We start from the raw sequence: 26,926 nt of genomic DNA, 5'->3' as shown, positions 1-26,926 counted from the left end.
GGCAGAACCTGTTCGTTGTTCAACATGATACGGCGCCGACCACACCTCCTGTGCGGCAGCGCGCGCCGAGGCCGCTATTTGGGGGACGTTAATGCTGGGGTTAGGGAAAAGCGCAGACAATCGAAATATGCTCGATGCGATATCCAGATCGCAGGCAGTCATAGAATTCGATCTTAAAGGCAATATTCTTACGGCAAACAGCAATTTCTGTGTGACGCTGGGCTATGATCTCGCGGAGATCGTCGGCAAGCATCATCGTATCTTCTGCGACCGGGAATTTGTCGCATCGCACGCATACCAGGAATTCTGGGAATCTCTTGCGCGCGGCGAATTTCAGGGCAAGGAATATCGCCGCATACGCAAGGATGGATCGACCATATGGATCGAGGCCTCCTACAACCCCGTCTTCAGGTCAGGCAAACCCTATAAGGTTGTCAAGATAGCGACCGACATCACAGCCAAGAAGATCAAGGCTGTAGAAGATGCTGGCAAACTCGAAGCGCTTTCACGCTCCCAGGCCACCATCGAATTTTTGCCGGATGGCACGATCATTACCGCCAATCCGAATTTCTGCGCCACTGTCAACTACGACCTCAAGGAAATCGAAGGCCGGCACCACCGTATGTTCTGCGATCCGGCCTATGCAGCATCGCCAGCCTATGCCAATTTCTGGCCGCGGCTGGCATCCGGAGAATTCATCTCGGACGAATTTGTTCGTTATGGAAAGAACGGCAAGGAGATATGGATCCAGGCCGCTTACAACCCGGTATTGGATGAGACAGGCAAGGTGGTGAAGGTTGTGAAATTCGCAACCGACGTGACGCCGCGTATGAGCGCCATCACCCTTCTCGCCGATGCCTTGCAGGCACTGGCCGAGGGTGACCTGGTGCAGCGCCTCGATAGCAGCTTCGTGCCCAGCATGGAGAAATTGCGCCAGGACTTCAACGACGTGGTCGGCAAGCTTCAGTCCACCATGCAGACGATCGCTCACAATGCTTCGACAATCGCATCCGGCTCGGGTGAAATCCGCATAGCCGCCGATCAGCTGTCGCAGCGAACCGAACAGCAGGCGGCCTCGCTGGAAGAAACAGCAGCGGCGCTGGAGCAAATCACCACCACCGTGACCGATGCCAGCCAGCGCGCCGGCGAGGCCGGGAAACTGGTGTTGCGCACGAGAGAACATGCCGAACATTCCGGTGAAGTCGTTCAGCAGGCAATTTCCGCCATGGACGCGATTTCGCGCTCCTCCGGTGAAATCACCAACATCATCGGCGTCATTGACGACATCGCATTCCAGACCAATCTACTGGCGCTGAATGCGGGCGTGGAAGCTGCTCGTGCCGGTGAAGCGGGCAAGGGTTTCGCGGTGGTCGCCCAAGAGGTGCGGGAACTCGCGCAACGATCCGCCGTTGCTGCCAAGGAAATCAAGTCCCTCATCAACACCTCCCGCGAACAGGTCGCCAATGGCGTCGATCTGGTTGGCAGAACCGGCGGTGCGCTGCGGGATATTCAATCGCAAATGGGCGAAATCGATGCCAACGTCTCGGCCATCGTCGAGGCCTCGCGCGAACAGGCCAACGGTCTGAGAGAAATCAACCAGGCCGTCAACGTTATGGATCAGGCGACCCAGAAAAACGCCGCCATGGTGGAAGAAACCACTGCCGCCAGCCACGGCCTCGCCAATGAAGCGGACAACCTGCACGAATTGCTGCGGCAGTTCAGAATATCGCGCGAAGGACAGGTATCATCCGCCCAGCCGATCAATAAAAGACCCGCTGCAATAACGAGGCTGACAGCACCACAGCCGCGATACACAACGGCAAGGTCTCACGGAAATGCTGCGCCCGAATGGGCGGAGTTTTAGTATGCTTCGAAGCCCGGATGCCAATGCCGGCCGGCAACTGGCATTATAAAATGACGCGGTCCGCACGGGTGAAGATTTCGAAGTCTTCACCCCGCACCAGCGCAACAAGCGTGATGCCCGCACTCTCGGCGGTTTCGATGGCAAGCGCGGTAGGAGCCGAAATTGCTGCCATAACCGGACTACCAAGGATCGCTGTCTTCTGAACCATCTCCACCGACAGGCGACTGGTGACGGCAACAATGCCTGTCTTGGCGGAAATACCGGCATTCACGACAGCACCGGCCAACTTGTCCAGCGCATTGTGGCGACCGACATCTTCGCGCACCGCAAGCAAACCATCTTGAGGACTATAAAAACCCGCACCGTGAACGGCTCTCGTTTCGCGGTTGAGGCTTTGTGCGTCGCTCAGTGCTTTCACCGCGGCAACGATATCATCACCGTGGATCGACATTCTCGCGCCGCTGAGATCGGGGACCACGCGAACCGCCTGTTCTATGGATTCGATCCCGCACAGACCGCAACCAACCGGACCCGCCATATGCCGCCGTCTCGCCCGCAGGGCATCAGCCTCGGCATCCATCAGATCCACCTGGACATCATAGCCCTGCCCGGCTTCAATGACCTCTATCGCCCGGATTTCGGTGCGTGCCGATATGATGCCCTCCGTCAGGCTGAAGCCGACGGCGAAATCGACAAGATCAGCGGGACTAGCCATCATCACGGCATGGGTGCTGCCGCCGTAAGAAAAGGCAACCGGCACCTCCTCCGGCACGGCGCGCTCCCCCGTGCTGAGGGCGCCCTGTCGCAGCGCGGATCTTGCGACCCTTCGATAACTGGCTTCTATCGACACGGCGATCATCCCTCCATGACAAGAAACATGACTTCTCGTCTGCTCTCGATCGACAACAGCGATGTTACTTTTCACCCTCATGTCTAGCCTATCGCCCTGAAAATCGGAATCGATTTCCGCAAACGTAATGAGCGGACCGAGACGCTTTTACTGGAACGAGAACTCAGATTTTTCTGCCTGCTTAAGAAAACAGGCAGTGGCCGAAAACAAAAAAGCGACCGAAACGGCCGCTTTTTTGTTTTCGGTATTGTGTGGACAGTCATTCTTTCGAACCCGCCCGGTGCTTTCAAGCGGCGACGAGAACCTCATGCAGGTTCGTCAGTTCGTAGAGATGCTTTTCAAGCTTGGTCAGATGTTCGTGGTGATGATTGCCTTCCTGGATTTCGGCCTTGGCCAAATCGATGCGCTTCTGCAGCGTGTCAGGGGACATATCGTCAGCCGAAACAGCGGATTCGGCGAGAAGCGTGCAACCTGTCGGAAGAATATCGGCAAAACCACCGAAAACGACGTATTTATGGGTTTCGCCAGAGGCGAATTTCACCGTCACCAGGCCCGGCTTGATCGTCGTCATGGTGGGCGCGTGATTCGCCAGAACCGTCATCTCACCCAGCGTAGCCGGAATGACGACTTCCGTAACCGTTTCGGAAACCAGCAGACGTTCCGGGGAAACGAGATCGAATTTGAAACTGTCAGCCATGGCTATTCACTTCTTTTCAATTACGCGGGCGTCACGGACTTGTTTATTAAAACGCCGGCAAAGCCGTTCCGGTTTCACCGTCACCGTCGGCAAGGCGCGTGGTCGAACCACGCGCCCGCCAATTCATAATCAGGCAGCTTCAGCAGTCAGCTTCTTTGCCTTTTCGATGGCTTCTTCCATCGAACCGACCATGTAGAAAGCTGCTTCCGGCAGGCTGTCGTATTCGCCGTTGACCAAGCCCTTGAAGCCCTTGATCGTGTCTTCGAGTGCGACGAGCTTGCCCGGAGAACCGGTGAAGACTTCGGCAACGAAGAACGGCTGCGACAGGAAGCGCTCGATCTTACGGGCGCGGGCAACCGTCAGCTTGTCTTCTTCCGACAGTTCGTCCATGCCGAGGATGGCGATGATGTCCTGAAGGGACTTGTAGCGCTGCAGGGTCGACTGAACCTTACGGGCAACCTCGTAGTGTTCTTCACCGACGATCATCGGGTCGAGCATGCGCGAGGTGGAGTCGAGCGGGTCAACAGCCGGGTAAATACCCTTTTCTGCGATCGAACGCGACAGAACCGTCGTTGCGTCAAGGTGCGCGAACGAAGTGGCCGGTGCAGGGTCGGTCAAGTCGTCGGCGGGAACGTAAATCGCCTGAACCGAGGTGATCGAACCCTTGTTCGTGGTGGTGATGCGTTCCTGCATCTGGCCCATGTCGGTTGCGAGCGTCGGCTGATAGCCCACAGCCGAAGGAATACGGCCGAGAAGAGCCGACACTTCCGAACCAGCCTGCGTGAAGCGGAAGATGTTGTCCACGAAGAACAGAACGTCCTGGCCTTCGTCGCGGAAGTTTTCAGCGATCGTCAGACCGGTCAGAGCGACGCGAGCGCGGGCGCCCGGCGGTTCGTTCATCTGGCCGTAAACGAGAGCTGCCTTGGAACCTTCGCCGCCGCCAAGCTTGTTGACGTTCGACTCGATCATTTCGTGATAGAGGTCGTTACCTTCGCGGGTACGCTCACCCACGCCGGCGAATACCGAGTAACCACCGTGCGCCTTGGCGACGTTGTTGATCAGTTCCATGATGAGAACCGTCTTGCCAACGCCAGCGCCGCCGAACAGGCCGATCTTGCCGCCCTTGGCGTAAGGAGCCAGAAGGTCAACGACCTTGATCCCGGTAACAAGGATCTGGCCTTCAGTCGACTGCTCGACGTAAGACGGTGCGTCCTGGTGGATGGCGCGCTTCTTGGCCGTTACGATCGGACCTGCTTCGTCAACCGGCTCACCGATGACGTTCATGATGCGGCCGAGCGTTTCCAGACCGACCGGAACCTCGATCGGGGCGCCCGTATCAGCGACGACCTGACCGCGGACGAGACCTTCGGTCGAGTCCATGGCGATCGTGCGTACGACGTTTTCGCCGAGATGCTGAGCGACTTCCAGAACGAGGCGGTTGCCGTTGTTATCGGTTTCGAGCGCGTTGAGGATCGGAGGCAGTTCGCCTTCGAACGCCACGTCGACAACAGCGCCGATAACCTGGGTAACCTTGCCCGCGCCGTTCACCGCTGCGGTTTTCTTGGGGGTAGCTGCCTTAGCCATTATCCTTACCCTCTTTCCTTACCTCAGAGCGCTTCCGCGCCCGAAATGATTTCAATGAGTTCCTTGGTGATCTGAGCCTGACGCTGACGGTTGTAGGAAAGCGTCAGCTTGTTGATCATATCACCGGCATTGCGCGTTGCGTTGTCCATCGCGCTCATCTTGGCGCCCATTTCACCGGCAACGTTTTCGAGCAGAGCCCGGAAAACCTGAACCGAAATGTTGCGCGGAATAAGGTCTTCCAGAATAGAAGCCGCATCAGGCTCATATTCGTAGACGGCGCTCTGCGTTGCCTCAACCTCTTCCACAACAGGGACTGCGGCAGGAATAAGCTGCAGACCGGTCGGGATCTGGCTGATGACGGACTTGAATTCCGAGTAGATCAGCGTGCAGACGTCAAATTCACCCGCATTGAACAGGGAGATCACCTTCTTGGCGATCTGGTCGGCGTTTTCGAAACCGACCTTCTTCACTTCGCGCAGTTCGATACGCTCGATGATATTAGCTGCGAATTCGCGACGAAGGCTGTCGTAACCCTTCTTGCCGACCGTGATGATCTTGACCGTTTTGCCTTCGGAAATCAGCTTGCGGGCTTGATCGCGGGCAAAACGGGAAATCTGCGAGTTGAAACCGCCGCAAAGACCACGTTCAGCCGTGCAGACAACGAGCAGATGCACGTTGTCCTTGCCGGTGCCGGTCATCAGCGCCGGAGCGACGTCCGCCTCTACCGCCTTGGCGATGTTGGCAAGAACGGCGCCCATGCGCTGAGAATAAGGCCGGGCGGCCTCCGCAGCTTCCTGGGCGCGCCGAAGCTTCGCCGCGGCGACCATTTTCATCGCCTTGGTAATCTTCTGCGTCGCCTTTACGGAGGCAATGCGGTTTTTCAGATCCTTTAGTGAAGGCATCCGTTATCCGTCCGAGTAAAAGAGCCCTAATTACGAGAAAGACTTCGCGAAGCTATCAAGAGCGCCCTTGAGCTTGCTCTTGGTATCGTCGCTGATTGCCTTTTCCGTGCGGATGGTGTCGAGGATCGCCTTGCCTTCCGAGCGGAGGTAGGAGAGCAGACCCTGCTCGAACTTGCCGACCTGCGCGACCGGAATCTTGTCGAGATAACCGTTGACACCGGCGAAGATCACCGCGACCTGCTCTTCCGTCTTGAGCGGAGAGAACTGCGGCTGCTTCAGAAGCTCGGTCAGGCGGGCACCGCGGTTAAGCAGGCGCTGCGTGGAAGCGTCAAGGTCCGAGCCGAACTGGGCGAAGGCGGCCATTTCGCGATACTGGGCAAGTTCACCCTTGATCGAACCGGCGACCTGCTTCATCGCCTTGATCTGGGCGGCAGAGCCAACGCGCGAAACCGACAGGCCGACGTTAACGGCCGGACGGATACCCTGGTAGAACAGGTCGGTTTCAAGGAAGATCTGACCGTCGGTGATCGAGATCACGTTGGTCGGAATGAAGGCCGAAACGTCGTTGCCCTGGGTTTCGATGACAGGCAGAGCCGTCAGAGAGCCAGCACCCATTTCGTCGGAGAGCTTTGCAGCGCGCTCCAGAAGACGGGAGTGAAGGTAGAAGACGTCGCCCGGATAAGCTTCGCGGCCCGGAGGACGGCGCAGCAGAAGCGACATCTGACGGTAAGCAACGGCCTGCTTGGAAAGGTCGTCATAACCGATGAGGGCGTGCTTGCCGTTATCACGGAAGTATTCGCCCATGGCGCAACCGGCAAACGGTGCAAGGTACTGCATCGGAGCCGGGTCGGAAGCCGTGGCAGCAATGATGATCGAATACTGCAGGGCGCCGCGCTCTTCCAGAACCTTTACGAACTGGGCAACGGTCGAACGCTTCTGGCCGATAGCAACGTAGACGCAATAAAGCTTGTCGCCTTCCGGACCATTGTCGTGAATGGCCTTCTGGTTCAGGATCGCGTCGAGAATGATCGCGGTCTTGCCGGTCTGGCGGTCGCCGATGACGAGCTCGCGCTGGCCGCGGCCAACCGGGATGAGGGCGTCGATAGCCTTGAGGCCGGTCGACATCGGCTCATGAACCGACTTACGCGGAATGATGCCGGGAGCCTTGACGTCAACGCGCGAACGCTTGGCGGCGTTGATCGGGCCTTTACCGTCGATCGGGTTGCCGAGGGCGTCAACGACGCGGCCGAGCAGTTCCGGACCGACCGGAACGTCAACGATAGCGCCAGTCCGCTTTACGGTGTCGCCTTCCTTGATGGCACGGTCGGAACCGAAGATAACCACACCGACGTTGTCGGCTTCGAGGTTGAGCGCCATGCCGCGAACGCCGCCAGGAAACTCGACCATTTCGCCGGCCTGAACATTGTCGAGACCATAGACGCGGGCGATACCGTCACCGACGGAAAGCACCTGACCGACTTCCGAGACTTCCGCCTCGTTGCCGAAATTTTTGATTTGATCTTTCAGAATTGCGGAAATTTCCGCGGCGCGGATATCCATCAGCCAACCTCTTTCAGTGCAAGCTTAAGGGTGGAAAGTTTGGTGCGAAGAGACGTATCGATCTGGCGAGAACCAACCTTGACGATCAGGCCACCGAGGATCGAAGGATCAACGGTAACGGAAACCGTCACATCCTTGCCGGTAACGCTCTTCAGCGCCGCCTTCAGTTCAGTTTCTTGCGCTTCGTCGAGCGCATGTGCCGAGGTGACCTCGGCGGTAATTTCGCCGCGATGGGCAGCAGCAATGGAGCGATAGGCGCGGATCATGCCGGGAACGGCAAACAGACGGCGGTTATTCGCAACGACCTTGAGGAAATTGACAGCAAGACCGGCAATACCGGCCTTCTCGCAGATTGCGGTGATTGCCTTGAACTGATCCTCGGCGGAAAACACCGGGCTCGCAACCAGACGCTTCAAATCGTCACTTTCATCGAGAAGTGCGCCGAACCTGTCCAGATCGGCTCCAACTGCCTCGACCGCACCCGCTTCCAAAGCAAGCTCGAAAAGCGACGATGCATACCTTTCGGCTACACCGGATGTTCCATGGGAGGTATCTGCCACGGGCACTTTTTCCCTGCTAATCGTCCAAGAACATCAGCGAGGGGGATCCTCCGCATCAAATTCTTGAAATCGTTTCAATTTCCCCGAAAAAGACCGGAATTCCCCCCTGCCTTTTCCCAATTTCGCGGTCCGTCTAGCATAGGACGCCGGGACTCGCAACACGCGTAATAGCGGAAAGCGCCGTTTGGGCAAGGGGGAATGCGTTTAAATTTTCCGATTCCGCCCAGGATGCGCCGCAGGTGCGGCACAAAAGCCAAAAAGCCCGTCTCAGACCAGTCCGAACACGTAGCTCAACGACAGTGCAGACAACAGAAGGTGTACAACCAGAAGTATGAAATTCCGCACTGTTGCGCCTCCATCCGAGAGAATGGAGAGAATGCCGCCGAACACGCTGAGACCGAAAGCCGCACCGAAGGCGAGATAGACCATGGGCTGCGCCAGAAGCAGGGCGGAAGCACCGAGGCCGAGATAAAAACCGGCAAGCGACGAGCGCACAAGCGCGTAACCATCCCGGCGCTCGCCGATCGCCTGCAGACCGAAGGCACGCAGAGTAACGCCTGGTGCAAACATGAAAAAGAGGCCGATCACGACCGACACCACCGCAGCGCCGAAGGCCAGCTGCTCGCCGAATTCGGCGGGAAAATAAAACTCCATCTCGTTCCCCAAATCATTTTTGCCTGCTGCGTTATGACACGGTCATGACAGCGGGAAAACGTCCCCATTGATAAAGTTCAAAGGAAACTTTGCGGATCGATATCGAGCTGCACATGCACGCTGCCGCGTTCCTTCGGGCCATTGGCCATAAGCGTTCGAAGGAAGGATTGCATGTCGGAATTGCGCCGACCATGCACCAGCAGGCGAAAACGGTGCCGGCCACGGATAAGCGCCAGCGGCGCTTCCGCCGGGCCGAGCAGCATGATGCCCGTAACCTGCGGTGCTGCTGCCCTTAAACCCCGCGCATGGGTTTCGGCCTCCGCACGCGTATCGGCGGAAACGATGATTGAGGCAAGCCGTCCGAAAGGCGGAAGAACGGCTTTTTCCCGCTCCACGATCTCCCTTTCGTAAAAGGCAGATGCATCGCCGGAGACGATTGCCTGCATAACAGGGTGTTGCGGCTGATAGGTTTGCAACAGGCCGTGGCTTTTCAGCCCGGTTCGCCCGGCGCGACCGGTCACCTGCGAGAGCAGCTGGAACGTTCGCTCCGCTGCGCGCGGATCGCCATTGGCAAGCCCGAGATCGGCGTCGACAATACCGACAAGCGTCATAAGGGGGAAGTTGTGCCCCTTGGCAACCAGCTGCGTGCCGATGACGATGTCCGCCTCTCCCTTGACGATCGCCTCCAGCTCCAGACGCAGCCGCTTGACGCCCATCAGGTCAGAGGAGAGCACGATGGTGCGGGCCTCGGGAAAGTGTTTCTCCACCTCCTCGGCGATCCGCTCTACCCCAGGCCCGCAGGCCACCAGATGATCGAAGGTGCCGCATTCCGGGCAATGGTCCGGCGTCGGCTCGTTGTGACCGCACTGGTGGCATTGCAGTTGATTGCGGAACCGGTGCTCCACCAGCCAGCTCGAACATTGCGGGCACTGGAAACGGTGACCGCAGACCCGGCAGAGCGTCAGCGGCGCGTAACCGCGACGATTGAGAAAGAGCAGGGACTGCTCGCCCTTTTCGATGGTTTTGCCGATGCCGCGCAGGAGAACCGGCGAAAGAAACCCTCCCCTTTCCGGCGGATGGCGACGCATATCGATCAGATGCAGATCGGGCATCGCCGCATCGCCGAAGCGCGTATGCAGATGGATGGTGTTATAGCGGCCAGAACTGCCGTTGACCTGGCTTTCCACTGACGGCGTGGCGGAGACCAGCACCACCGGGAAATCCCCGATCCGGGCTCTGACGACCGCCATGTCGCGGGCGTTGTAAAAGACGCGGTCTTCCTGCTTGTAGGCCGGGTCATGCTCCTCATCGACGATGATGAGGCCGAGATTGTCGAAGGGAAGGAACAGCGCCGAGCGCGCGCCGGCCACCACCTTCACCTCACCCGTCACCGCCTGTCGCCAGACCTTTTCGCGCATGCGCGGCGACAGGTCAGAATGCCATTCCGCCGGCTTAGCGCCGAAGCGGTCGTGAAAGCGATCCAGGAAGGCCGCCGTCAGCGCGATTTCCGGCAACAGGATGAGAACCTGCTTGCCTTGTCGCAGCGTTTCCGCCACCGCCTCGAAATAGACCTCGGTTTTGCCGGAGCCGGTCACACCATCAATCAGTGAAACATGGAAACCACCCTTGCGCACATCCTCGAGAATTTCCGATGCCGCCTGTTTCTGCGGGCCTTCCAGTCGCGGCTCGGCATAGTCAGGATCAGGCTCGGCCACAACGGGCGGCGCGGGCAGAAATACCGTCTCGAATACGCCCTGCTTGACCAGACCATCGACAACGCTGGTAGAAACGCCGGCGGCATGGGCAAGGCCACTCTTCGTCCAGCCATGGCCCTCGGCCGCCAGTTCCATCACTCTCTCGCGGGCGGGAGTAAGCCGCTCCGGCCTGCCTTCGGTCAGCCGCAGCCCCTCGATCATAGGTTCGGGATCGAAGGCGGCGGGGGCGCGTAGGGCCATGCGCGCCACAAGGCCGGGCGGAGAAAGCGTGTAAGCGGCAACCCAGTCGATGAAGCGCCGCATTTCCGCTTTCAGCGGCGGGCACTCGAAACTCTTGGTGATGGGCCGCAGCTTTTTCGGATCGACGCTCTTCTCTCCTGCATCGTCCCACACCACGCCGAAGACCTGCCGTGGTCCAAGCGGCACCTGAACGATGGAGCCGGTCTCCACCACCATATCGTCAGGCACGGCATAACTGTAGGGTCCAGGCGCCGGCATCGGCACGAGAACGGGCACCGTGCGCGTGAGCGACGGCGGGTCGAACAGAGCCCCAAACAGATCGGACGAATCTTTTGCCATGATGTGGCGAACATGCCCCGGCGGAATGAAAAAGGAAACCGCCCGGATGTAATGGCAGACCCCGGTAAAGTCCACGCCAGATGCAAAACCCAGGCGCAAGCCTTAACCAAATACTGACCATAAGGGCATAGCGTTGGGAGAGGAATGGAGCGCCCCGTGACCGAAATTCTGACTTTTGCCACACCCGATCTCTTGAACGAGCGCCAATCCTGGCTTGCCGCGATTGCCGGTGAACGCCGCCTTGCGGACAATACCGTCGAGGCCTACGAGCGCGACACTCGCCAGTTTTTGACATTCCTCACCGGCTATATCGGCAAGCCAGCTTCAATCGCCGATATCGCCGATCTGCGCCCGGTCGATCTTCGCGCCTTTCTGGCCAGTCGTCGCAGGGAAGGCGCCGGCGCACGCTCGCTGGGGCGGCATCTGGCGGGCCTGCGTTCCTTTCTGCACTATCTGCAAAAGAAAGGTCTGGTGAATGCGGCCGGGGCCACCGCCATGCGCTCGCCGAAACAGCCGAAATCTCTGCCGAAACCGCTGACGGACCGGCAGGCGCTGAAAATAACCACCACCGAGGCGCAATTGAATGAAGAGCCGTGGATTGCCGCCCGTAACGCTGCGGTTCTCTCGCTTCTTTATGGCTGCGGTCTTCGCATCTCCGAGGCGCTCGGGCTGGCTCCGGCCGATTTCACGCCCGACGCCCGCAGCCTTCGCATCACCGGCAAAGGCAACAAGACCCGGATGGTGCCTTTGCTGGCGGTGGTAACGGAAGCGGTTGAGGCCTACAAAAAGCTCTGCCCCTATCATCTGGCTGCCGACCAGCCGCTATTCCTCGGCGCGCGCGGCGGCAAGCTGCAACCTGCCATCATCCAGCGCGAGATGCAGAAGTTGCGTGGCGCTTTCGGCCTGCCGGAAAACGCCACACCGCATGCGCTGCGCCACTCCTTCGCCACCCATCTATTGGCCGGCGGCGGCGACCTGCGCACCATTCAGGAACTGCTCGGCCATGCCAGCCTCTCCACCACGCAGATCTATACCGGCGTCGATACCGCAAGATTGCTGGAAATCTACGATAATGCCCACCCGCGCGCATGAAGCAGGAAATGCTTAACCATAGTCATTAATCAGACGTCCAAGCCGCCGTTCTATAAGTGGACTAGAACCGGATGGTACCTATGCAAAGCCTGATAAAGCCACAAAATCTCACCGCCACCCTGATGGGCAAGACCGGCGACACCCTGCTCTGGTTGCTCGCCGCGCTGCACGTCACTGCTGTCGCAATCCTCTTCGCGACGTTGCTATCGTTGGGTGAGGCGCAAGCCGCCGAACAGGAGATAAGCTGCACGGGCAGCGATATTCTCGTGGAGATGCGCAAGAGCGACCCGCAGAGCTTCGCGAAGATCGAACAGGAAGCGGCAGCTATACCGAACGGCAAGGGCAACTTCTGGCGCATCGAAAAAGCTGGAACGGCACCGTCCTTTCTTCTCGGCACCATGCATGTCACCGATCCACGTGTTCTTGGCATGCCAGCGGCCGCAACACCCGCATTTGAAAAAGCCGCGACGGTCATCGTGGAATCGGACGAAATCGTCGATGACAAGAAAATTGCGGCATCGCTGCTGACAAGACCCGACCTCACCATGTTTCTGGACGGCAAGTCGATCACCGACATCCTGTCACCCGAAAATGTCGCACGCCTTGAAAAGGGTCTTAAGGAGCGCGGCATTCCGCTGAGTGCCGTTTCGCGCATGAAGCCATGGATGCTGTCGAGTTTCGTCGCCCTTCCCGCCTGCGAATTTGCCCGCAAGGCCACAGGCCTGTCTTTCCTGGATAAGAAGCTCGCTGAAGATGCGGTCGCGGATGGAAAGCACCTTGTCGGGCTGGAGACCATGGTGGAGCAGCTTGCGGCCATGTCTGAGCTGCCAATGGAATTTCATCTGCAGGCGCTGATCGAAACGCTCGAATTGGGCGACCGCATGGACGACATCATGACGACCATGACCGATCTTTATGTCAGCGGTGACATCGGCATGACCATGCCCATGCTGAAGAGCATCGATCCCAAGAAAGCGTCTGAAAATGACCAGGGCTACGCCGCCTTCGAGCAACGCATCATCACCGATCGCAACCACGTCATGGCGGAGCGATCGGCCCCTGAGCTTGCCAAAGGCAATGTCTTCATGGCCGTCGGCGCTTTGCACCTGCCGGGCGAAGAAGGCGTAATTGAACTCCTGCGTGCGCAGGGCTTTACCCTCACACGGGTCGACTGATCCACTCGTCTCCGGCCTTGACGGGGCGGACATTGGCGCAAAACGGCCGCATCGTCGCCGGCACGATGCGACGATGAAACGGACCGACGACGAAAAGATAGAGACGCCCGAACAGGTTCTTGCGCCGGACGATAGTCGTGACCTTCACGATCTGCCGACCAGGCTCCTGTTCCACATCGACGACGATACGGAAATCGAGATGGTTGTCGTCAAAGCCGAGCACTGTCCGGTCCGCAGTAGACGACAGCACGGGAAATCCGCCCGCCGAAGTACCCGCCGCCAGCTCGACCGTTCTGAGACCGAAAAGCGATACGAGACGGTTTCGAAGCGCCATAAGGCCGCTGATCCATGCCGGAGGATGATCGAGGAGAAGTCTGCTCACGTCGAGTGAACTCGATGCGGCCGTCACCATCTCTCCTTCAAAGCAATCCCGCCAGTCCGCGCCCGGCAATATGTCTTCGCTATCCCGCATCCCATAACCTCATTGCCGCCTTGTGTGGCGAGGCTCATCATCACTATTTCCGATCATCCGGGAACGTGACAAACCGCCGCTAATGGCAATTCGAGCGGGTTTAGCTTCAGAAAATACGAAGAGACAGACACATGGAGCGTTTTCACTTTTGGAAAAGCGTAGTGCTTTAGCCGTGCGTCATACGCTTCAAAACATTGGTGCGCCAGTAGAACTGGTGAACCAGAACTGCGGCGACGTGGCCGGCGATCAACACCCACATCAGCCCCTTGAACGGCCCGGAATGCAATTCTCCTGCTACTCGCGCGCCGAAATAATAGGCCGCAATGCCCGACAATGGCAGGGCAAAAAACAGCGCGTAAAAGGTGAAATGCGCGACCTTCGCGGCGATTTGAGAAGCGCGCGGTTCATTGGCGGGATGCGGCGGCACCCCCTGGAAAAACCGCAGACAGAGGCGCGGAACCGCAAGGGACAGGACGGCAAAGCCGACATACGCGTGAATATTGGCCGAGGAGATCTGGTCCGGCGTCAGCGTTTCACCCCGCCGCATCAACCGATACGCATGGGCCATGCCATCTGGAAACAGAAGGTTGAAGAAGATCAGAAGCGCCATCGTCCAGTGAAGGATACGCTGCGGAGCGGAGAAGGAAACTTGAGTAGAGGACGCCATTTTATTGCCTTTTATCAAAAGGTTAGACAGGCTATGGCGCAAATATGCTGAACCCCGGCCTGCATTGCAAGCCGGGGTTCGCTTTATGGCTGAAATTTAATATTGGCTACAATCACATATGGATCGGCTTGAAGAAAGTTGCCAGCGCCGCTTCCTTCACCGCTTCCGACATGGTCGGATGCGCATGGCAGGTACGGCCGAGATCTTCCGAGGAACCACCGAATTCCATGAGCACGGTGATCTCGTGGATCATTTCGCCAGCGCCGAAACCAACGATATGGCCGCCGAGAACCCGGTCGGTTTCCTTGTCAGCGAGGATCTTCACGAACCCATCAGTCACCTGCATGGCGCGGGCGCGACCATTGGCGGTGAAGGGGAACTTGCCGACCTTGTAGGCGACACCAGCGGCCTTCAGTTCTTCTTCCGTCTTGCCGACGGAAGCGACTTCCGGCTGCGTATAGACCACGGCCGGAATGACATCGTAGTTCACATGGCCGCGCTGGCCGGCAAGAATTTCCGCAAGAGCGACGCCCTCGTCTTCCGCCTTATGTGCCAACATCGGGCCCTTCACCACGTCGCCGATGGCGTAGATGCCATCCACATTGGTCTTGAAGTGGCCGTCGATTTCGACACGGCCGCGGCTGTCGAGCACGACACCGGCTTCCGCAAGGCCGAGACCCTCGGTGTAGGGCTTGCGACCGGTGGAGATCAGCACAACGTTGGCTTCCAGCGTTTCAGCCGCGCCACCCTTGACCGGCTCGAACACCACCTTTGCGCCGGTTCCCGTCTTTTCAACGCCCGTCACCTTGGCACCGAGCTTGAAATCGAGACCCTGCTTGGCGAGCAGACGCTGAGCCTGCTTGGAGACTTCGCTATCCATGCCGCCGAGAATGGTGTCGAGATATTCGACGACGGTGACCTTCGCGCCAAGACGCGACCAGACCGAACCAAGCTCGAGGCCGATGACACCGCCGCCCACCACGATGAGCTTTTCCGGAACCTTGGAGAGCGCAATCGCGCCGGTGGAGGAAACGATGACGCTTTCATCGATATCCACCTCGACGCCGGGAATACCAGCAACATCAGAACCGGTGGCGATGACGATGTTCTTGGCTTCGATTTCCTGGCTCTCGCCCTTGTCATTGGTGACGGAGACCTTGCCGGCGGATACAACCTTGCCTGTGCCCTGGAAGGCATCGATCTTGTTCTTCTTGAACAGGAAGGCAACGCCGTCGACATTGGCTTTCACCACGCTGTCCTTGTGCCCCATCATCTTCTCGAGGTTCAGCTTCGGAGCGGCGACTTCGATACCAAGCGTATCAACGCCATGGGCCACATGCGCGAAGGTTTCGGAAGCGTGCAGCAATGCCTTGGAAGGAATGCAGCCGACATTGAGGCAGGTGCCGCCATAGGTCGCGCGCTTTTCGATCACTGCGACCTTCAAGCCAAGCTGTGCCGCCTTGACCGCGCAAACATAACCGCCGGGACCCGTACCGATTACCACTACATCATATGCCATGTTTCTGTTCCTGATTGATTGCGGGCAGGATTTTGAACCGCCCTGCTTCCGTTTGACCTGAAACTCAGGCCGCTTTTTCCGTTGCGAGTTTTATACCGAGAGCGATGAAGACCACGCCACTGGTGCGGTCGATCCATTGGCTGGCGCGCTGAAAAGCTGCGCGCATGCGAGGTGTCGTCATGAACAGGCTGACGCCGACGAACCACAGGATAAGGCAGCTTGCCATGACGAGCCCATATCCGAACTTAATGCCAACAGGCGTATGCGCGTGAACCACCGTCGAAAAGATCGACAGGAAGAAAAACACCGGTTTGGGGTTAAGCGCGTTGGCGGCAAAACCGAGCGTGAAGGCCTTCAATGCAGTCTGGCCGCTTCTTGCCCGAACGCCATCTTCGCCTTCCGCAGCCGGCAATTCGGTCTTGCCTGCGCGCAGCGCCTTGATGCCGATATAGATCAGATAGGCGACACCCAACCACTTGACGATGTTAAAGAGATATATCGACTGGGAAATGATGAGACCAAGTCCAAGGATCGTATAGGTGACGTGGAACATCAGGGATGTGCCAACACCGAAGCTGGTGATGATGGCCTGCTTGCGCCCATGCACCATGGCCTGACGCATGACCATCGCCAGATCCGCGCCGGGAGAAACGATCGCGAAAAAGAAGATCGCCATCAGGGATGCAAGTTCGATCAGATACTGATGCATGGGAAAATCAACCTCTAAAACATCAACACGAAAAGCATCAGCCCAAGACCGAGCATCGAACCGAGCCAGACCAGCGAGCGGATATAGGGCACACCAGCGAGATAAAGTGGAATATAGACCACCCGGCAGATCAGCCAGATCAAAGCGCCGGTGAAGGCCAGCCCGGACGGATCGCCGGCCATGATGACACCGAAGGCGAGCGCAATGAAAGCGGGATAGGTCTCGCGAAAATTCGCCGAGGCACGCGCGGCGCGTCCGGCAACCCTGCCCTGCGGCTTCTTTTCAGCATCCCGCGGACCGGCATTCCAGTCCAGCCCGAATTCCCGCGTTGCCGTCATTCCCTGCAGCGCAATGTGGGCGGCCAGCAGCAGGACGCTGAGCCCGATCAGCGGCAAAAAGGGTGACGCGGCAAGAAATGTCGGCTGCACTTTCGCTCTCCTGATGGCATTTCAGCGGGATCGACTTGAAACCCCGCTGAAACGAAAAGCAAGACCGATCAGAGATCGAGAACCAGACGTTCCGGATCTTCGAGGCTTTCCTTGACGCGAACGAGGAAGGTCACGGCTTCCTTGCCGTCAACGATACGGTGATCGTAGGAGAGCGCAAGATACATCATCGGACGGATGACGACCTGACCACCGATGGCGACCGGACGCTCCTGGATCTTGTGCATGCCTAGGATGCCCGACTGCGGCGCATTAAGGATCGGCGAGGACATCAGCGAGCCGTAGACGCCACCATTGGTGATGGTGAAGGTGCCGCCCTGCATGTCGGCCATGCCGAGCGAACCGTCGCGCGCTGCCTTGGCGAGACGGCCGAGTTCCTTTTCGACACCAGCGATGGAGAGCTGGTCGGCATCGCGAATGACCGGAACGACGAGACCCTTGTCGGTGCCGACAGCCATGCCGACGTGACAATAGTTCTTGTAGATGATGTCCGTGCCGTCGATTTCAGCGTTAACCGCGGGCAGTTCCTTCAGCGCGTGGGTCACGGCCTTCGTGAAGAAGCCCATGAAGCCCAGCTTGACGCCGTGCTTCTTCTCGAAAACGTCCTTGTAGCGGTTGCGCAAATCCATGACGGCGCTCATGTCCACCTCGTTATAGGTGGTCAGCATGGCGGCCGTGTTCTGTGCATCCTTGAGGCGACGTGCGATCGTCTGGCGCAGGCGGGTCATCTTGACGCGCTCTTCGCGAACCTGATCCTGCTCGGCCGAAACCGGACGGGGAGCAGCAGCAGCGACTGGAGCGGCGGCAGGTGCCGAAACACCCTTGGCAACAGCGGCGAGAACGTCGCCCTTCAGAACCTGGCCACGCTTGCCCGAACCGTCGACCTGATCGGCGGAAAGGTTGTTTTCAGCGAGCAGCTTGCCGGCGGCAGGTGCCGGCGGCATGGCGCTTCCAGCCGGAGCGGCGGCCACGGCTGCGGCAGGTGCCGGTGCAGCAGCAGGCGCAGCAGGCTTTGCTGCGGGTGCAGAAGTTGCAGCGCCGGCAGCACCTTCGGCGATCTGGCCGAGAAGGGCGTCGAGACCGACGGTTTCGCCGTTCTGCACGACGATTTCGGTCAGCACGCCGGAGGCGGGCGCCGGAACTTCGACGGTAACCTTGTCGGTTTCGAGTTCAACGAGAGGTTCGTCGGCCTTGACGGTATCGCCGACCTTCTTGAACCAGGTGCCGACGGTCGCTTCGCTGACGGATTCGCCGAGGGTTGGTACGCGGATTTCAGTGGCCATGATCTAGTTCCGTTATTCGGGTGTCTTTTTTGCGGGGCGATGCGGGAGAGTTCTCACTCTCCCAGCGCGTCTTCCAGGAACGCAGCAAGCTGCGCCAGATGCTTGGACATCAGGCCGGTCGCCGGAGAGGCGGCAGCCGGACGGCCCGTGTAACGGACCTTCTGGTACTTGGCGTCGATATGCGCCAGAACCCATTCAAGGTAAGGATCGATGAACGACCACGCACCCATGTTCTTCGGCTCTTCCTGGCACCACACCATTTCCGCGTTACGGAAACGGGAAAGCTCGTTGATGAGCGCCTTGGCCGGGAACGGATAGAGCTGTTCGACACGCAGCAGGTAGATGTCGTCGATACCGCGCTTTTCACGCTCCTCGAGCAGATCGTAATAGACCTTGCCCGTGCACATGACGACGCGGCGGATCTTCGAATCCTTCTGCAGCTTGATCGGACCATCCTTGATGACCTCCGCATCGTCCCACAGGAGACGGTGGAAGGAGGACTCGCCTGCAAGCTCCGCAAGCGACGAGGTGGCGCGCTTGTGACGCAGCAGGGACTTCGGCGTCATCAGGATGAGCGGCTTGCGGAAGTCACGCTTCATCTGGCGGCGCAGGATATGGAAGTAGTTAGCCGGCGTCGTAACGTTGGCAACCTGCATGTTGTCCTCGGCGCACATCTGCAACCAGCGTTCCAGACGGGCGGACGAATGTTCCGGACCCTGACCTTCATAACCATGCGGCAGGAGGCAGACGAGACCGGACATGCGCAGCCACTTGCGTTCACCCGAAGAGATGAACTGGTCGAATACCACCTGGGCTCCGTTGGCGAAGTCGCCGAACTGGGCTTCCCAGAGCGTCAGTGCATTCGGGCGGGCAAGCGAATAGCCATATTCGAAACCAAGAACCGCTTCTTCCGAAAGCATCGAGTTGATGACTTCGTAACGGGCCTGCGTCGGCGAAAGATTGGCAAGCGGGATGTAACGCTCTTCAGTCTCCTGATCATAGAGAACCGAGTGGCGCTGCGAGAAGGTGCCGCGTTCGCAGTCCTGACCGGACAGACGAATCTTGTGGCCGTCTACGACCAGCGAACCGAAGGCCAGAGCCTCAGCCATCGCCCAGTCCAGCCCCTCGCCGGTCTCGACCATCTGAGCACGGTTTTCCATGAAGCGCTGGATCGTGCGGTGTGCGCTGAAGCCTTCCGGAATGGTCGACAGCTTCTTGCCGATTTCCTTCAGCTGCTTCATCGGCACGCCGGTCTTGCCACGACGCTGCTCATCGGCATTGTCGGCGGCGCGCAGACCGGACCACTGACCATCCAGCCAGTCGGCCTTGTTCGGCTTGTAGGACTGGCCTGCCTCGAACTCCTGCTCGAGATGGGCGCGCCAATCGGCCTTGATCTTCTCGAAATCGCCTTCGGTGATCAGGCCTTCCGCAATCAGGCGGTCAGCATAGATGCGGGCAACAGTCTTGTGGCCACGGATGACCTTGTACATCTTCGGCTGCGTGAACGCAGGCTCGTCGCCTTCGTTATGGCCGAAGCGACGGTAACAGAACATGTCGATGACGACAGGCTTGTGGAACTTCATGCGGTATTCGGTTGCAACCTTTGCCGCATAAACCACCGCTTCCGGATCATCACCGTTAACGTGGAAGATCGGCGCCTCGATCATCTTGGCAACGTCGGACGGATAGGGCGACGAGCGCGAGAAGGCCGGGTTCGTCGTGAAGCCGATCTGGTTGTTGATGATGAAGTGCATGGTACCGGCAACGCGGTGACCGCGCAGGCCGGAGAGGCCGAGAATTTCGGCAACCACGCCCTGACCCGCAAAAGCGGCGTCGCCGTGCAACAGGAGCGGCAGCACCTTTGCGCGTTCCGACAGCGGAATGATGTCGCCGTCCCATGTCTTGGCAAGCTGGTCCTGCTTGGCGCGGGCCTTGCCCATGACGACAGGGTTGACGATTTCAAGGTGCGACGGGTTGGCCGTCAGCGAGAGGTGAACCTTGTTGCCGTCGAATTCGCGGTCTGAGGAGGCACCGAGATGGTACTTCACGTCACCGGAACCTTCGACGTCATCAGGCTTGAACGAACCGCCCTTGAACTCGTGGAACACGGCGCGGTGCGGCTTGCCCATCACGTTGGTCAAAACGTTCAGGCGGCCGCGGTGAGCCATGCCGAGCACGACTTCTTCCAGACCGTCCTGGCCGCCGCGCTTGATGATCTGCTCAAGTGCCGGGATCAGCGATTCACCACCATCGAGGCCGAAACGCTTGGTACCCTTGAAACGCACGTCGAGGAACTGCTCATAGCCTTCGGCTTCGACGAGCTTGGACAGAATGGCCTTCTTGCCTTCCGGCGTGAAGTCCACACCCTTGTCAGGACCTTCGATGCGCTCCTGGATCCAGCCCTTTTCTTCCGGGTTGGACATATGCATGAATTCGACGCCGAGCGTCGAGCAATAGGTGCGCTCGAGAATATCGACCATTTCGCGCACGGTCGCGTATTCGAGACCGAGGACGTTATCGATGAAAATCTTGCGGTCGTAGTCGCTTTCCTCGAAGCCATAGGACTTCGGCGAAAGCTCGTTATAGTCCTCAACGGCGCTAGCGATGCCGAGCGGGTCGAGCTTGGCGTGCAGATGGCCACGCATGCGGTAGGCGCGGATCATCATGATGGCGCGGACGCTGTCACGGGTCGCCTGAAGCACTTCGGCTGGGCTGACGGCCTTGCCGGTATCGGCGCTCTTGGCCTCGGCTTTCGCCTGAACCTTCTTCTCGATGGCCTTCTCGACCGTAGCCCAGTTGCCATCAAGCGCGGATACCAGGTCGCCGTTTGCCGGGATCGGCCAGTTGGAGCGCTTCCAAGAGGCGCCCTTGGCTGCCTTCTTCACGTCTTCCGGATTGTCGGACAACGCCTTGAAGAAGCTCTGCCACTCCGGCGACACGGAAGATGGATCCTCTTCGTACCGGGCATAGAGCTGCTCGATATAGGCTGCATTCGCGCCGTCCAGAAACGACGTGATCTGAAACTGCTCGTTCGCTTCTTGCCTTGCCATTGTGTTCTTGCGGACTTGTCCGTCCGCCTCCTCGATGCCGTTAGGGCCGTTTATCGGCCTGCCGCTTGATTATTGCTGTCTGCCGCCGGGGCGGCATGCCGTCTGTCTGTCGTTCTTTGCGGCTTCGGGCAGCGTGGCGTTAAAGCCGCACCGCCCGTTACCGGTCTCATGTGGTCTCAGCCCTTGAGGACTTCAACCAGCGTCTTGCCGAGGCGCGCCGGGGAAGGCGATACCTTGATGCCTGCAGCTTCCATTGCCGCGATCTTCGATTCCGCATCGCCCTTGCCGCCGGAAACGACAGCGCCGGCGTGGCCCATGGTGCGGCCCTTCGGAGCCGTACGGCCCGCGATAAAGCCAGCCATCGGCTTCTTGCGGCCCTTCTTGGCTTCGTCGATCAGGAACTGTGCCGCATCTTCTTCAGCCGAACCGCCGATTTCGCCGATCATGATGATCGACTGCGTGGCTTCGTCGGCCAGGAACATTTCCAGGACGTCGATGAACTCGGTGCCCTTGACCGGGTCGCCGCCGATGCCGACAGCCGTCGTCTGGCCGAGGCCTTCGTTGGATGTCTGGAATACGGCTTCATAGGTCAGCGTGCCGGAGCGCGAAACGATACCGACCGAACCCTTGCGGAAGATCGAGCCCGGCATGATGCCGATCTTGCATTCTTCAGGCGTCATGATGCCCGGGCAGTTGGGACCGAGCAGGCGCGAGTTCGAACGGTCGAGGCGAGCCTTGACGCGCACCATGTCCATCACCGGAATACCTTCGGTGATGCAGGTGATGAAGGGGATCTCAGCCTCGATGGCTTCGATGATGGCGTCGGCTGCACCTGCCGGCGGAACATAGATCACGGATGCGTCTGCGCCGGTCTTTTCCTTGGCTTCTGCAACCGTTGCGAAGATCGGCAGGCTTTCGCCCTTGGAGCCGGTCCAGGTTTCGCCACCCTTCTTCGGGTGAATACCACCAACCATCTGCGTGCCGTAATAAGCAAGCGCCTGTTCGGTGTGGAAGGTACCGGTCTTGCCGGTCAGACCCTGAACGAGGATCTTGGTGTCTTTATTAACGAGAATAGACATTATTTCCGGTCCCTCAATTAGCCGTTGATCGCCGCGACGATCTTCTTGGCTGCGTCGTCCAGGTCGTCAGCAGCCGTAATCGCAAGGCCCGATTCGTTCAGGAGCTTCTTGCCAAGTTCGACGTTGGTGCCTTCGAGGCGAACAACGAGCGGAACCTGCAAACCGACTTCCTTCACCGCGGCGATAACACCTTCGGCGATGACGTCGCACTTCATGATACCGCCGAAGATGTTGACGAGGATACCCTCGACCTTCGGGTCAGCAGTGATGATCTTGAAAGCTGCAGCAACCTTCTCCTTGCCGGCGCCGCCGCCGACGTCACAGAAGTTTGCCGGCTCCTTGCCGTAAAGCTTGATGATGTCCATCGTCGCCATGGCGAGACCGGCACCATTGACCATGCAGCCGATGTTGCCATCGAGCGCAACGTAAGCGAGGTCCCACTTGGAGGCTTCGATTTCCTTGGCGTCTTCTTCGGTCTCGTCGCGCAGCGCCTTGACGTCGTCATGGCGGAACAGCGCGTTGCCGTCGAAGGACATCTTGGCATCGAGAACGCGCAGATGACCGTTTTCCATGACGATCAGCGGGTTAACCTCGAGGAGAGCCATGTCCTTCTCGTTGAAGGCCTTATAGAGGATCGGGAACAGCGCCTTAGCGTCTTCCGCAGCAACACCCTCAAGCTCGAGCGCCTTGGAGATCGCGGCAACGTCGGCGTCGCTCACACCCTTTTCCGGGTCGATGGCGATGGTGTGGATCTTCTCGGGCGTGTCGTGGGCAACAGCTTCGATATCCATGCCGCCTTCGGTGGAAACCACGAAAGCAACGCGACCGACCGAGCGATCGACCAGCAGCGAGCAGTAAAGCTCGCGAGCGATGTCCGCACCGTCTTCGATGTAAAGGCGGTTGACCTGCTTGCCGGCATCGCCCGTCTGCGCCGTTACCAGCGTGTTGCCGAGCATATCCTTCGAGTGGGAAACGACTTCTTCTATCGTCTTTGCGAGACGAACGCCACCCTTGGCGTCGGGGCCGAGTTCCTTGAACTTGCCCTTGCCGCGGCCGCCGGCGTGAATCTGGCTCTTGACGACGTAGAGCGGGCCGGGAAGCTGCTTTGCGGCGGCTTCGGCTTCTTCGACCTTGAGGATGGCGACGCCTTCAGCGACCGGCGCACCATAGCCCTTCAGAAGAGCCTTGGCCTGATATTCGTGAATATTCATGGAATAATCCCTGTTTGGAGCCGCTTGAAGCGCCCTGCATCCTTATCTGACGCAGGGCGCTTCAAGCTGTTGAATCTACGCATCGTGCCTTCCAAAAATCCAATCCGGTTTTGCGCCGATGCGTCAGGCTATTACTTCAGCGACGGAGCGATGTTGATGCAGGCTTCGCAAAGACCGGCAACAGCGCCGACGGACTTCTGGAAGGCGGCTTCTTCATCCTTGTTCAGCTCGATCTCGATGATGCGCTCGATACCACCGGCGCCGATGATGGTGGGCACGCCGACATACATATCGTCCACGCCGTACTGGCCCGACAGATGGGCAGCAGCGGGCAGAACGCGCTTCTTGTCCTTGAGGTAGGATTCAGCCATTTCGATCGCCGAAGCGGCTGGCGCGTAATAGGCCGAGCCGGTCTTGAGCAGGCCGACGATTTCCGCACCGCCGTCGCGGGTGCGCTGGATGATCTCTTCGAGACGCTCGGCGGTGAGCCAGCCCATCTTGACGAGATCGGTCAGCGGAATGCCGCCAACGGTGGAGTAACGCGCCAAAGGCACCATCGTATCGCCGTGGCCGCCGAGAACGAATGCTGTTACGTCCTGAACCGAAACGTTGAACTCTTCGGCGAGGAACAGGCGGAAGCGAGCGCTGTCGAGAACGCCGGCCATGCCGACGACCTTGTTCTTCGGAAGACCGGAAAACTTCTGAAGCGCCCAGACCATGGCGTCCAGCGGGTTGGTGATGCAGATGACGAAAGCGTTCGGGGCATATTTCTTGATGCCGGCGCCGACCTGCTCCATGACCTTGAGATTGATGCCGAGAAGATCGTCGCGGCTCATGCCGGGCTTGCGGGCGACGCCTGCGGTGACGATGCAGACATCAGCGCCTTCGATGGCAGCGTAGTCGGACGCGCCAGTGAGCTTGGCATTGAAACCTTCAACCGGTCCGGACTGGGCAATATCCAGACCTTTGCCCTGCGGGATGCCGTCGGCAATATCGAAGAGGACGATATCGCCCAGTTCCTTCAGGCTGGCGAGATGCGCCAGCGTGCCGCCGATCATGCCAGAACCAATAAGTGCAATCTTTTTGCGAGCCATCGAATGCTTCCTCTAGAGCTTCAATTCAATTTCACCACGCCACCGGCAGCCAAATTGTCGCACTTCGATTAGCCCCATTGACCAAAATTGGCAACAGATTCTTTTGGCATGAATATTTTCAATCGTTTAGATCATTATTTTCTTACGTAAACGTAAGAGAATGCGTCACGAAAGTGTCAAACTTTCTGCCGTTTTTCATGGTGGAGCACCAGATAATCTGCACTGCGCATCTCAAACAGGCGCGAGGCGGTGCGATCGAACTCGAAACCTTCGGTGCCCTTGCGCTTGCCGAGCAGGTCTTCGGGCATGGCCGCAGCGGAGGCGAAGAGGCGGACGCTGTGATCGTACAGCGCGTCTATGAGAATGATAAAACGCTTGGTTTCGTTCCGTTTGTCGGCATTGAGAAACGGGATGTGGTCAATGAAGACTGTATCGAAACGATTGGCTATCGCGAGAAAATCAGAAGCGCCGAGCGGCTTTTCGCAAAGGTCGGAGAAGGAAAAGCGGGCCACACGGCCGCTGGCGCGCGGCACCAGAATGGAGCGGCCCTTCATCGGTATTTCAGTCGGCGCGACAAGATGGCCGCCGGTCATGTGCCGCCATGCCATATCCATCGCCTGATCCGCCGCACCGTCGAGTGGCGTGACATAGACCGGCAGGCTTTCCAGCTTTTCCATGCGGTAATCGGTGGGGCTGTCCAGCGTCACCACTTCCACATGCTTCTTCAGCAAATCGACAAACGGCAGAAACAGGCCGCGATTAAGCCCGTCCTTGTAAAGATTGTCGGGCACAACATTGGACGTTGTTACCAATGTGCAGCCATTGGCAAAAAGCTCGCTGAACAGCCGGGCGAGGATCATCGCATCGGCAATATCCGTGACGGTGAACTCATCGAAGCAAAGAAGCTCCGCTTCCGCCAGAAGCTGGGCTGCCACTGGAGGAATGGGATCGGCCTGCTTGGTTTCGCCATTCTTGAGCTTCTGCCGATGCGCGTGCACGCGATTATGGACATCAGCCATGAATTCGTGAAAATGGCAGCGCCGTTTGGAAGAGACGGGCGCCATCTCGTAGAACATGTCCATCAGCATCGTCTTGCCGCGGCCAACGCTGCCATGGACATACAGTCCCTTGACGAAGGCGGCCGGGCCAGCCTTGCGAGCGAACATCCAGCCGAGTGCGCTTTTTTTCCTGGCGGGTTTGCGCGCTTTCAAATCGGCAAGGATACGGTCGAGGTGGGCCGCAACGCCGCGTTGCGCGGCATCCGCCTGCAAGGTGCCAGCTGCCGTCAATGCGTTGAGCTGTTCAACGACACTATGGTTGTAGTCAGGCAATGGCTTCATGGAAAAGCGCCCCGGTCGCGGACGGACGCCCGCGACGAATGGAATGGCTTGAAACAGGCGAGGCGATCCGGATGCACCGGAGATGCTCTATCGGCTGAGGCTCAGCGGCTGGCCGCTATTCGTCGTGCCGTCAAAACGCGCATCGGCGCTCTTGTAGACGCGGCCGATCGTATCGCCGGAACGGTTCTTGAAGAGGACCATCTTGCCGGACACTTCCCATGACCCCATCGCCGTGAGTTCGCCGGAGCAGCCACGCGTGCCGCCACGAGAACCGCTGCCGAGATTGGTAAGCGTCAGGAACATGTCGCAATTGGCGCCGCCATTGGAAACGCGCCAGTTGCCGACCATGGATTCCTTGGTGACATCAAGCGCCGTTGTCGGCGGAGCGGCCGACGCCATATCAGTGCCGCCAGGCGTCGCAGAAGCGGGTGCCGACGGGAACTGACTGCCGGAAGCACCACCGGGTGGCGGCAGGGCGCCAGACTGAACGGAGGGAACCGGCTGTGCCTGCAACGGCGGCGTATAACCGGGATTGTTGCTGGTGTTGTTGTTGTAATCGTAGGAGGTACGTTGGCAACCGGCCAGGCTCATTACAACCGCAAGACCCGTCACCACATATCTGAATTGCATATCAAGCTCCCGATTCTCTCGCTTCCGGAAAGACCATGATCAAACAAGAAGGCTGAATTATTACCAAAGCCTTATCTTGCGCAAGCGATGGCTGGGATAATTACCATTTCGGTCGATTTTTACCGAAATTTCCCGCGCCCGGTTGTAAAAAAGGGCCGCAGTCCAAACCGCGGCCCGATAGATTTTCTGTCCAA

The 26,926-nt window shown here is 58.8% G+C and carries 23 protein-coding genes; 3 read left to right on the top strand and 20 right to left on the bottom strand.

Going from position 1 to position 26,926, the window contains the following annotated elements; all coding sequences use genetic code 11:
• The first annotated feature begins 91 nt into the window (after window positions 1-91).
• Complete coding sequence (locus ACQZ6D_RS24680) at window positions 92-1,864, top strand: methyl-accepting chemotaxis protein (protein WP_038492338.1); 1,773 nt, start codon at window positions 92-94, stop codon at window positions 1,862-1,864.
• Between the two features lie 43 nt (window positions 1,865-1,907).
• Here ACQZ6D_RS24680 and fdhD read toward each other — a convergent pair whose 3' ends face one another.
• The 8 genes from fdhD to ACQZ6D_RS24640 all read right to left on the bottom strand — a co-directional run bounded on the left by fdhD (window position 1,908) and on the right by ACQZ6D_RS24640 (window position 10,965).
• Window positions 1,908-2,723 (bottom strand): formate dehydrogenase accessory sulfurtransferase FdhD, encoded by an 816-nt coding sequence (gene fdhD / locus ACQZ6D_RS24675; RefSeq protein ID WP_080800154.1) that lies wholly within the window; start codon window positions 2,721-2,723, stop codon window positions 1,908-1,910.
• A gap of 277 nt (window positions 2,724-3,000) precedes the next feature.
• A complete protein-coding gene (locus ACQZ6D_RS24670) occupies window positions 3,001-3,411 on the bottom strand; it encodes a F0F1 ATP synthase subunit epsilon (protein WP_003516751.1) in 411 nt (136 codons plus the stop codon).
• Between the two features lie 129 nt (window positions 3,412-3,540).
• Complete coding sequence (gene atpD / locus ACQZ6D_RS24665; RefSeq protein ID WP_003516750.1) at window positions 3,541-4,995, bottom strand: F0F1 ATP synthase subunit beta; 1,455 nt, start codon at window positions 4,993-4,995, stop codon at window positions 3,541-3,543.
• 23 nt (window positions 4,996-5,018) lie between these two features.
• Window positions 5,019-5,897: a F0F1 ATP synthase subunit gamma gene (locus tag ACQZ6D_RS24660; RefSeq protein WP_003516748.1), complete on the bottom strand. Its 879-nt coding sequence runs from the start codon at window positions 5,895-5,897 to the stop codon at window positions 5,019-5,021.
• Window positions 5,898-5,927: 30 nt separating this feature from the next.
• Entirely contained in the window at window positions 5,928-7,457 is a 1,530-nt protein-coding gene (atpA, locus tag ACQZ6D_RS24655) for a F0F1 ATP synthase subunit alpha (protein WP_003516747.1), read from the bottom strand.
• Window positions 7,457-8,023 carry a F0F1 ATP synthase subunit delta gene (locus ACQZ6D_RS24650; RefSeq protein WP_026330904.1) on the bottom strand — a complete coding sequence of 189 codons (567 nt, stop codon included), beginning with the start codon at window positions 8,021-8,023 and terminating at the stop codon, window positions 7,457-7,459. The genes atpA and ACQZ6D_RS24650 overlap by 1 nt, the downstream gene beginning before the upstream one ends.
• Window positions 8,024-8,284: 261 nt before the next feature.
• On the bottom strand, window positions 8,285-8,671 hold the full coding sequence (locus tag ACQZ6D_RS24645; protein ID WP_019566060.1) for an AGROH133_08824 family phage infection protein: 387 nt from the start codon (window positions 8,669-8,671) through the stop codon (window positions 8,285-8,287).
• Between the two features lie 77 nt (window positions 8,672-8,748).
• A complete protein-coding gene (locus ACQZ6D_RS24640) occupies window positions 8,749-10,965 on the bottom strand; it encodes a primosomal protein N' (RefSeq protein WP_065705254.1) in 2,217 nt (738 codons plus the stop codon).
• A gap of 144 nt (window positions 10,966-11,109) precedes the next feature.
• On the opposite strand from ACQZ6D_RS24640, the gene ACQZ6D_RS24635 reads away from it, so the two are divergent.
• Together ACQZ6D_RS24635 and ACQZ6D_RS24630 are read left to right on the top strand one after the other, a co-directional pair.
• A complete protein-coding gene (locus ACQZ6D_RS24635) occupies window positions 11,110-12,057 on the top strand; it encodes a tyrosine recombinase XerC (protein WP_035252387.1) in 948 nt (315 codons plus the stop codon).
• Between the two features lie 80 nt (window positions 12,058-12,137).
• A complete protein-coding gene (locus ACQZ6D_RS24630; protein WP_065705232.1) occupies window positions 12,138-13,232 on the top strand; it encodes a TraB/GumN family protein in 1,095 nt (364 codons plus the stop codon).
• Here the strand turns inward: ACQZ6D_RS24630 and ACQZ6D_RS24625 are convergent.
• The 12 genes from ACQZ6D_RS24625 to ACQZ6D_RS24570 all read right to left on the bottom strand — a co-directional run bounded on the left by ACQZ6D_RS24625 (window position 13,216) and on the right by ACQZ6D_RS24570 (window position 26,732).
• Complete coding sequence (locus ACQZ6D_RS24625; protein ID WP_038492351.1) at window positions 13,216-13,704, bottom strand: DUF2867 domain-containing protein; 489 nt, start codon at window positions 13,702-13,704, stop codon at window positions 13,216-13,218. The two genes, ACQZ6D_RS24630 and ACQZ6D_RS24625, sit on opposite strands and share 17 nt — an antisense overlap.
• A gap of 166 nt (window positions 13,705-13,870) precedes the next feature.
• Entirely contained in the window at window positions 13,871-14,371 is a 501-nt protein-coding gene (locus ACQZ6D_RS24620) for a cytochrome b (RefSeq protein WP_448730149.1), read from the bottom strand.
• 112 nt (window positions 14,372-14,483) lie between these two features.
• Window positions 14,484-15,890 (bottom strand): dihydrolipoyl dehydrogenase, encoded by a 1,407-nt coding sequence (gene lpdA / locus ACQZ6D_RS24615; protein ID WP_065705228.1) that lies wholly within the window; start codon window positions 15,888-15,890, stop codon window positions 14,484-14,486.
• A gap of 64 nt (window positions 15,891-15,954) precedes the next feature.
• Complete coding sequence (locus ACQZ6D_RS24610; protein ID WP_003516732.1) at window positions 15,955-16,599, bottom strand: LysE family translocator; 645 nt, start codon at window positions 16,597-16,599, stop codon at window positions 15,955-15,957.
• A 14-nt stretch (window positions 16,600-16,613) separates the two neighbouring features.
• Window positions 16,614-17,027 carry an MAPEG family protein gene (locus ACQZ6D_RS24605; protein WP_013636885.1) on the bottom strand — a complete coding sequence of 138 codons (414 nt, stop codon included), beginning with the start codon at window positions 17,025-17,027 and terminating at the stop codon, window positions 16,614-16,616.
• A gap of 68 nt (window positions 17,028-17,095) precedes the next feature.
• Window positions 17,096-18,328 carry a 2-oxoglutarate dehydrogenase complex dihydrolipoyllysine-residue succinyltransferase gene (odhB, locus tag ACQZ6D_RS24600; protein WP_019566052.1) on the bottom strand — a complete coding sequence of 411 codons (1,233 nt, stop codon included), beginning with the start codon at window positions 18,326-18,328 and terminating at the stop codon, window positions 17,096-17,098.
• Window positions 18,329-18,381: 53 nt separating this feature from the next.
• A complete protein-coding gene (locus tag ACQZ6D_RS24595; protein ID WP_065705226.1) occupies window positions 18,382-21,378 on the bottom strand; it encodes a 2-oxoglutarate dehydrogenase E1 component in 2,997 nt (998 codons plus the stop codon).
• Window positions 21,379-21,554: 176 nt separating this feature from the next.
• Window positions 21,555-22,457 (bottom strand): succinate--CoA ligase subunit alpha, encoded by a 903-nt coding sequence (gene sucD, locus ACQZ6D_RS24590; protein ID WP_003516727.1) that lies wholly within the window; start codon window positions 22,455-22,457, stop codon window positions 21,555-21,557.
• Window positions 22,458-22,474: 17 nt separating this feature from the next.
• Window positions 22,475-23,668: an ADP-forming succinate--CoA ligase subunit beta gene (gene sucC, locus ACQZ6D_RS24585; protein WP_003516725.1), complete on the bottom strand. Its 1,194-nt coding sequence runs from the start codon at window positions 23,666-23,668 to the stop codon at window positions 22,475-22,477.
• Between the two features lie 131 nt (window positions 23,669-23,799).
• Window positions 23,800-24,762 carry a malate dehydrogenase gene (gene mdh, locus ACQZ6D_RS24580; protein WP_003516723.1) on the bottom strand — a complete coding sequence of 321 codons (963 nt, stop codon included), beginning with the start codon at window positions 24,760-24,762 and terminating at the stop codon, window positions 23,800-23,802.
• Window positions 24,763-24,938: 176 nt separating this feature from the next.
• On the bottom strand, window positions 24,939-26,102 hold the full coding sequence (zapE, locus tag ACQZ6D_RS24575; RefSeq protein WP_013636887.1) for a cell division protein ZapE: 1,164 nt from the start codon (window positions 26,100-26,102) through the stop codon (window positions 24,939-24,941).
• A gap of 87 nt (window positions 26,103-26,189) precedes the next feature.
• A complete protein-coding gene (locus ACQZ6D_RS24570; RefSeq protein WP_003516719.1) occupies window positions 26,190-26,732 on the bottom strand; it encodes a protease inhibitor Inh/omp19 family protein in 543 nt (180 codons plus the stop codon).
• Window positions 26,733-26,926: the final 194 nt, after the last annotated feature.

It is taken from the genome of Agrobacterium sp. 22-3639C2, assembly GCF_053522105.1.
The sequence above is the reverse complement of the archived record's forward strand: the minus strand, read 5'-3'. Positions and strand labels throughout refer to the sequence as shown.

Coding starts and splice junctions, on each gene's coding strand:
- mdh (WP_003516723.1), bottom strand. CDS start 24,762: ATGGCTCGCAAAAAGATTGCACTTATTGGTTCTGGCATGATCGGCGGC.
- ACQZ6D_RS24635 (WP_035252387.1), top strand. CDS start 11,110: ATGGAGCGCCCCGTGACCGAAATTCTGACTTTTGCCACACCCGATCTC.
- ACQZ6D_RS24570 (WP_003516719.1), bottom strand. CDS start 26,732: ATGCAATTCAGATATGTGGTGACGGGTCTTGCGGTTGTAATGAGCCTG.
- fdhD (WP_080800154.1), bottom strand. CDS start 2,723: ATGATCGCCGTGTCGATAGAAGCCAGTTATCGAAGGGTCGCAAGATCC.
- lpdA (WP_065705228.1), bottom strand. CDS start 15,890: ATGGCATATGATGTAGTGGTAATCGGTACGGGTCCCGGCGGTTATGTT.
- ACQZ6D_RS24610 (WP_003516732.1), bottom strand. CDS start 16,599: ATGCATCAGTATCTGATCGAACTTGCATCCCTGATGGCGATCTTCTTT.
- ACQZ6D_RS24645 (WP_019566060.1), bottom strand. CDS start 8,671: ATGGAGTTTTATTTTCCCGCCGAATTCGGCGAGCAGCTGGCCTTCGGC.
- ACQZ6D_RS24640 (WP_065705254.1), bottom strand. CDS start 10,965: ATGGCAAAAGATTCGTCCGATCTGTTTGGGGCTCTGTTCGACCCGCCG.
- ACQZ6D_RS24625 (WP_038492351.1), bottom strand. CDS start 13,704: ATGCGGGATAGCGAAGACATATTGCCGGGCGCGGACTGGCGGGATTGC.
- ACQZ6D_RS24630 (WP_065705232.1), top strand. CDS start 12,138: ATGCAAAGCCTGATAAAGCCACAAAATCTCACCGCCACCCTGATGGGC.
- ACQZ6D_RS24680 (WP_038492338.1), top strand. CDS start 92: ATGCTGGGGTTAGGGAAAAGCGCAGACAATCGAAATATGCTCGATGCG.
- odhB (WP_019566052.1), bottom strand. CDS start 18,328: ATGGCCACTGAAATCCGCGTACCAACCCTCGGCGAATCCGTCAGCGAA.
- ACQZ6D_RS24660 (WP_003516748.1), bottom strand. CDS start 5,897: ATGCCTTCACTAAAGGATCTGAAAAACCGCATTGCCTCCGTAAAGGCG.
- ACQZ6D_RS24620 (WP_448730149.1), bottom strand. CDS start 14,371: ATGGCGTCCTCTACTCAAGTTTCCTTCTCCGCTCCGCAGCGTATCCTT.
- ACQZ6D_RS24595 (WP_065705226.1), bottom strand. CDS start 21,378: ATGGCAAGGCAAGAAGCGAACGAGCAGTTTCAGATCACGTCGTTTCTG.
- sucD (WP_003516727.1), bottom strand. CDS start 22,457: ATGTCTATTCTCGTTAATAAAGACACCAAGATCCTCGTTCAGGGTCTG.
- atpD (WP_003516750.1), bottom strand. CDS start 4,995: ATGGCTAAGGCAGCTACCCCCAAGAAAACCGCAGCGGTGAACGGCGCG.
- zapE (WP_013636887.1), bottom strand. CDS start 26,102: ATGAAGCCATTGCCTGACTACAACCATAGTGTCGTTGAACAGCTCAAC.
- ACQZ6D_RS24670 (WP_003516751.1), bottom strand. CDS start 3,411: ATGGCTGACAGTTTCAAATTCGATCTCGTTTCCCCGGAACGTCTGCTG.
- atpA (WP_003516747.1), bottom strand. CDS start 7,457: ATGGATATCCGCGCCGCGGAAATTTCCGCAATTCTGAAAGATCAAATC.
- sucC (WP_003516725.1), bottom strand. CDS start 23,668: ATGAATATTCACGAATATCAGGCCAAGGCTCTTCTGAAGGGCTATGGT.